Source organism: Micromonospora sp. NPDC049089 (assembly GCF_040648775.1).
Classification (GTDB): domain Bacteria; phylum Actinomycetota; class Actinomycetes; order Mycobacteriales; family Micromonosporaceae; genus Micromonospora.
Genome location: NZ_JBEZEH010000295.1, coordinates 1 through 6317 on the forward strand (window position 1 = coordinate 1; position 6317 = coordinate 6317).

Below are 6317 nucleotides of genomic sequence, written 5' to 3' on the forward strand. Positions count from 1 at the left end.
GGAGGGCGCCCCGGCGGCCGCCCTGGACGTGGCCGACGTCTGGCCGGTCCGCGACGGCGTGTCGGGAGTGGGCGGCCAGGTTCGGCGGCTGGGCGACGGCGGGCACGGTCCTTTCCAGCGACTGCGGCGCAACCCGGAGGAGGTCCGTGCGCTGCTGCCCCCGGGCCGGGTGCTCGGTGTGATCGCCGATCGGCCGCTTCATCGTCCACAACTCGCCCAGATCGCTCACGCCGCCCGCACCCTGGCCGCTCATCTGCTCGTGATGATCCCGGTCGGCGAGGGTGGCGCAGACGGGCTCCCACCGGAGGCGCTGGTCCGTTCGATCTTCGCCGCGCGGGACCGGATGCCGCCCGCCACCCTGATCGCGGTGCCACTGTCGCACCGACGCGAGGAGATCAGCGACGCGTTGCTGCGCGCCCGGGTCTCGGCCGCGTACGGGGTCACCCACCTGCTCTCCACCGGGGAGATGCTCTCCGGCGCCGGGCTGCGGGTGCTGGTGCCGCGCGAACTCGCCTACGACAACCGCGACGGGCAGTGGCGTTGGCGGGAGGACATCCCGCCGCGCAACCGCCGGCTCGCGCTGACCCAGCCGGAGATCGACGACCTGCTCGACCGGGGCTTCCCGCTACCGGAGTGGCACACGCCGCCCGCCGTGGCACGGGAGTTGGCCCGGGCCCGGCCGCCGCGTCGGCAGCGAGGGCTGGTGGTCTTCCTGACCGGTCTCTCCGGCTCGGGCAAGTCGACGATCGCCCGAGGGTTGGCGGACGCGTTACGGGAGAGCGGCGACCGCACTGTGACCCTGCTCGACGGGGACGTGGTGCGTCGGGAACTCTCCGCCGGGCTGGGCTTCAGCAAGACCGACCGTGATCTCAACGTCCGGAGGATCGGCTGGGTGGCCGCCGAGATCGCCCGACACCGTGGGGTGGGCATCTGCTGTCCGATCGCCCCGTACGCGGCGGCTCGGGCCACCGCCCGGGAGATGGCTCTCGCCGCCGGATCGGGTTTCGTGCTGGTGCACGTGGCCACTCCGCTGGAGGTGTGCGAGCAGCGGGACCGCAAGGGCCTGTACGCGCGGGCGCGGGCTGGCCTGCTCACCGGGATGACGGGCATCGACGACCCGTACGAGGAGCCGACCGACGCCGATCTGGTGCTCGACACCACCGACCTGAGCGTGGCGGACGCGGTGCAGGCCGTGCTGCATCATCTGACCGAGACCGGCTGGGTGGAGCTGAAGATCGCCACCGCCTGAGGCACCGCCGTACCCGTTTCTTTCACCGCTGAGCGGCACGCGCTAGTGTTCATCTTTGTTGGAACACGTTTGACCGCGTGAGGTACGTGGACGCTCGGGGAGGCATGGCTGATGCTCGCTCAGCAGCGGCAGGCGGCCATCCTGGAGCGGGTGCGCACGACCGGCGGCGTCCGGGTCAGCGAGTTGGCAGGCGAGTTCGGCGTCTCCGACATGACCATCCGGCGTGACCTCGACGCGCTGCACGAGCGCGGCCTGCTGGCCAAGGTGCACGGCGGCGCCACCACGACCGGGCCAAGCTCGACCGACGAGCCGGGCTTCCGCGCCAAGTCGGTCCGCCAACTGCCGGAGAAGGCCGCCATCGCCGACCGGGCGGCCCAACTGGTCCGGCCGGGAGCGGCGGTCGCGCTCTCCGCCGGCACCACCACCGCCGAACTGGCCCGCCGGCTGCTGGACGTGCCCGAGCTGACAGTGGTGACCAACTCGCTGCCGGTGGCCGAGATCATGCACGCCGGTGGCCGCCCGGACCAGACGGTGGTGCTCACCGGCGGCGTACGCACACCGTCGGACGCGCTGGTCGGTCCGCTCGCGGTCGGGGCCGTCCGCTCACTGCACCTGGATCTGCTCTTCCTGGGCGTCCACGGCATCACCGAGCGGGCCGGCTTCACCACACCGAACCTGATGGAGGCGGAGACCGATCGGGCGCTCGTGGCGGCGGCGGACCAGCTGGTGGTGCTCGCCGACCACACCAAGTGGGGCACCGTCGGCATCTCCTCGATCGTCGGGTTGACGGCGGCCCACGTACTGGTCAGCGACGACCGGTTGCCTCCACCCGCACGGCGGGTACTCGGCGAACAGGTGGGCGAACTGATCATGGTCAAGGCGACAGGGGCGGGCCGCGTGACGCGCACGCCGACAACTGAGGGGACGGCGCCGTGAAGCGCACCGCGATCGACCTGGCCGACGGCCGGGAGCTGATCTACTTCGACGAGCGCGACGACGCGGTCCGCGACCAGCCGGACCGCCGGGACCTGCCGCCGCCTCCCCCCGCGTCGCAGCTGCGCTACGACCCGTTGACCGACGAGTGGGTGGCGGTCGCCGTGCACCGGCAGACCCGCACCTTCCTCCCGCCGGCGAACGAGTGCCCTCTCGACCCGTCGGTGGGCGACCGGCTGACCGAGATCCCCGCACCCGACTACGACGTGGTGGTCTTCGAGAACCGGTTCCCGTCGCTGAGCGGTCGGGTGGCCGAGGAGCCCGGCGAGATCACCCCGTTCACACCGGTCCGGCCGGGCCTCGGCCGGTGCGAGGTGGTCTGCTTCACGTCGGACCACAACGCCTCCTTCGCCAGCCTGCCCCCGCGCCGGGTCCGCACCGTGCTGGACGCCCTCGCCGACCGCACCGAGGTGCTCGGCGCACTGCCCGGCGTCGAGCAGATCTTCTGCTTCGAGAACCGGGGCGTTGAAATCGGCGTCACGCTGCACCATCCGCACGGCCAGATCTACGCGTACCCCTTCGTGACGCCGCGCACCCGCGCGCTGCTGGCCGCGGCACGCCGGCACGCCGAGCGAACCGGCGGGGGCAACCTGTACGCGGACGTGCTGGCCGCCGAGCGCGCCACCGGTGACCGGGTGGTCACCGAGAACGAACACTGGACGGCGTTCGTCCCGGCGGCAGCCCGCTGGCCGTTCGAGGTGCACGTCGCGCCGCACCGCGTGGTGCCCGACATCCCGGCGCTCAGCGACAGCGAGCGGGAAGCCTTCGGGCCGCTCTACCTGGATCTACTGCGTCGCTTCGACGGCCTGTTCGACATCCCGATGCCGTACATCTCGGCCTGGCACCAGGCTCCCGTACGGGTCGACCGCGAGCTGGGCCACCTGCACCTGCAGCTGTTCAGCATCCGGCGGGCCAAGGACAAGCTGAAATACCTGGCCGGCTCCGAATCCGGGATGGGCGTCTTCATCAACGATATCGCTCCGGAACGCGCCGCCGACCTGCTGCGCGCCGCCTGAGCGCGGCGCGGCGCAGCTCGGCGCTGTGCTGTTCGGCGCTGTGCTGTTCGGCGTTGGCTTGGCGGGAAACAGGGCGCGGGGGGCCCGGGACAGGGCCCCCCGCAGGGAAGGGACGGCTGGCTGTGCACGGCACAGCCGGGAAGGCTGGCTGATCGGCGCACGGGTGCCGCGGGTCGACCGTGGTCAACCTTCCTGGACGCGACTGGCATCTCGTCCATCCTGGTCAACGAGGCGCGCCGGGGGCAGTGACGCCGACCGGCGCGGCAACGCTGGACACGCCGAAGCCCGCCGGCTGGGTCGCCGGCGGGCTCCGATGACGCGGTACGCCTGGATCAGGCAGCGATCTTGCGGGCCAGGTTCTCGTCGAGCGCGTTCATGAACTCGTCGGTGGTCAGCCACGGGGCGTCCCGCGAGATGAGCAGCGAGAGGTCCTTGGTCATCTGGCCGCCTTCGACGGTGTCGACGATGACCTGCTCCAGGGTGTTGGCGAACTCGGTGACCGCCGGGGTGCCGTCCAGCTTGCCCCGGTGGGCCAGGCCCCGGGTCCAGGCGTAGATCGACGCGATCGGGTTGGTCGACGTCTTCTCACCCTTCTGGTACTGCCGGTAGTGCCGGGTGACAGTGCCGTGGGCGGCCTCGGCCTCGACGGTACGACCGTCCGGGGAGAGCAGGACGGAGGTCATCAGACCCAGCGAGCCGAAGCCCTGCGCGACGGTGTCGGACTGCACGTCACCGTCGTAGTTCTTGCAGGCCCAGACGTAGCCGCCCTCCCACTTGAGCGCGGCGGCGACCATGTCGTCGATCAGCCGGTGCTCGTAGGTGATGCCGGCGGCGGCGAACTCGTCCTTGAACTCGGCCTCGAACACCTCGGCGAAGAGGTCCTTGAACCGACCGTCGTACGCCTTGAGAATGGTGTTCTTGGTGGACAGGTAGACCGGGTAGTTGCGGTCCAGCCCGTACCGGAACGACGCCCGGGCGAAGTCCCGGATCGACTCGTCGTAGTTGTACATGCCCATGGCGATGCCGCCGCCGGGGAAGTTGGCGACCTCCATCTCCATCGGCGCGCCGCCGTCGGCCGGGGTGTAGGTGATGGTCACCGTGCCCGGGCCGGGGACGACGAAGTCGGTGGCCTTGTACTGGTCACCGTGGGCGTGCCGGCCGATGATGATCGGCTTGGTCCAGCCGGGGACCAGCCGCGGCACGTTGGACATGATGATCGGCTCACGGAAGACGACGCCGCCGAGGATGTTGCGGATGGTGCCGTTGGGCGACCGCCACATCTTCTTCAGGCCGAACTCCTCGACCCGGGCCTCGTCCGGGGTGATGGTCGCGCACTTGACGCCGACGCCGTGCTCCTTGATGGCGTTGGCGGCGTCGATCGTGACCTGGTCGTCGGTCTCGTCGCGGTGCTGGATCGACAGGTCGTAGTAGTGCAGGTCGACGTCGAGGTAGGGCAGGATCAGCTGCTCCCGGATCTGCTTCCAGATGATCCGGGTCATCTCGTCGCCGTCGAGTTCTACGACCGGGTTGTTTACCTTGATCTTCGCCATCGGCCGGCGCTCCTCTCGGGGGACACGTGCTCAAGCAGTACGAGCGTACTGCAATTGGGCGGACAGCCCCCAGCCGGCCTCGACCGGCCGGCGAAACCGGGCTGCGCGGAACAGGAATGCCCTGGAATCATCGTCCGATGCCACTGAGCCGCACACTCGGGTCTATCACGGTCACCGCGCTCACCGACGGTGAGGGTGCCTTCTTCCAGCCCCGCGCGGAGGCGTTTCCGCAGGCCACAGCGGCGCACTGGGCGGAGGCCGACCGGCGCGACCCCGGCTCGGTGACCGCCGACGGGCAATGGTGGCTGCCGTTCCGCAGCTTCGCGATCCGCGCCGGAGACGGGCCGGTCACGCTCGTCGACGCCGGGATCGGCCCAGCCGACGCACCCGCCGCGAGCTGGGCGCCAGTGCCGGGGCGGATGCCCGCCGAGTTGGCTGCGGCAGGCATCGACCCCGCCGATGTCGACACTGTCGTCCTGACCCACCTACACAGCGACCATATCGGCTGGGCGGTCACCGGCACGCCGGGGCAGCCGTACTTCCCGAACGCGAGCTACCTGGTCCAGCGCGCCGAGATCGACGCGGCGGAGACGGTCAACCCCGGGCTGCCGGCTGGCCTCATCGCGCCCCTGCGCGCCGCCGGCCAGCTCCGGGTGGTCGACGGCGAGACCGCCCTCACCCCAGCGGTACGTCTGCTGCCCACCCCCGGTCACACGCCCGGTCACCAGTCGGTGCTCCTGACCTCGGCCGACGAACGGATGCTGTTCACCGGGGACCTGCTGGTGCACATGGTGCAACTCGTCGACGCCGAGCTGGCGTACGCCCACGAGGAAGACCCGGAACTCGCCCGCACCTCCCGGCTGACCGCCCTGCGCACCCACTCCCCCACCGTCCTGGCCACCCCCCACCTCGGAACCCCCTTCACCAGCCCTTCCTGATCACCCGCCGCGCCCCCTCACGCCCGATTGATCATGAAGTTATTGCCACGACACGCCGAGCCGGAGGGCAACAACTTCATGATCGACGGGGTGCCGCGCAGGGGTCACCCATCGGAGCGGTCGAGCAGGGCCCTCGATCCTGGATCGAGGGGTGACGCGAGCCCCGGGAGACCACTACAACGAGGATCGAGCACGATCTCGACTCAAGATCCGCGCAACAACAGCGAAGGTGCTGCCTCCAGTGCCCGCAAGGCAGCAACATCCCCGAAGTTGCGTGCGCCGCACCCGACGTCCGCCCCACCCCACCCGCCTGGCCGCGGCGTTCGCCACCGCCGCCCCCTCCTCGTTGATCAAGAGGTTTGCGTCACCACGGGCGCGATTCCTGACGCAAGCCTCTTGATCAAGCGCAGCCGGACCCGGGGTTGGTTGGGGGTGGGACTGGGCTCGGTGGGGTGGACTGGGCTCGGTGGGGTGGACGGCGAAGGGCGCGCCCCCCACCGCCGCCGTGGGGCAGGGGGGAGAAGATAACTACGACCTTAAGCCCACCTCGTCCGGCGCGGCCGCGACGGCC

The 6317-nt window shown here is 70.8% G+C and carries 5 protein-coding genes; 4 read left to right on the forward strand and 1 reads right to left on the reverse strand.

What is annotated here, in order from left to right:
* The 3 genes from cysC to galT all read left to right on the forward strand — a co-directional run.
* Positions 1-1249 (forward strand): adenylyl-sulfate kinase (gene cysC, locus AB0B48_RS31300; protein WP_357207879.1); only part of this gene is annotated, 1249 nt, incomplete at its 5' end.
* Between the two features lie 111 nt (positions 1250-1360).
* On the forward strand, positions 1361-2185 hold the full coding sequence (locus tag AB0B48_RS31305) for a DeoR/GlpR family DNA-binding transcription regulator (protein WP_357207882.1): 825 nt from the start codon (positions 1361-1363) through the stop codon (positions 2183-2185).
* Entirely contained in the window at positions 2182-3258 is a 1077-nt protein-coding gene (gene galT, locus AB0B48_RS31310) for a galactose-1-phosphate uridylyltransferase (RefSeq protein WP_357207886.1), read from the forward strand. The genes AB0B48_RS31305 and galT overlap by 4 nt, the downstream gene beginning before the upstream one ends.
* Before the next feature lie 332 nt (positions 3259-3590).
* On the opposite strand, the gene AB0B48_RS31315 is transcribed toward galT, so the two are convergent.
* The gene (locus AB0B48_RS31315; RefSeq protein ID WP_355010184.1) at positions 3591-4808 is read right to left on the reverse strand and encodes an NADP-dependent isocitrate dehydrogenase; all 1218 of its coding nucleotides are present in this window, start codon (positions 4806-4808) and stop codon (positions 3591-3593) included.
* Between the two features lie 137 nt (positions 4809-4945).
* Here AB0B48_RS31315 and AB0B48_RS31320 point away from each other — a divergent pair, with 137 nt between their 5' ends.
* Complete coding sequence (locus tag AB0B48_RS31320; protein ID WP_357207888.1) at positions 4946-5746, forward strand: MBL fold metallo-hydrolase; 801 nt, start codon at positions 4946-4948, stop codon at positions 5744-5746.
* Positions 5747-6317 lie beyond the last annotated feature (571 nt).

Coding starts and splice junctions, on each gene's coding strand:
- AB0B48_RS31305 (WP_357207882.1), top strand. CDS start 1,361: ATGCTCGCTCAGCAGCGGCAGGCGGCCATCCTGGAGCGGGTGCGCACG.
- AB0B48_RS31315 (WP_355010184.1), bottom strand. CDS start 4,808: ATGGCGAAGATCAAGGTAAACAACCCGGTCGTAGAACTCGACGGCGAC.
- AB0B48_RS31320 (WP_357207888.1), top strand. CDS start 4,946: ATGCCACTGAGCCGCACACTCGGGTCTATCACGGTCACCGCGCTCACC.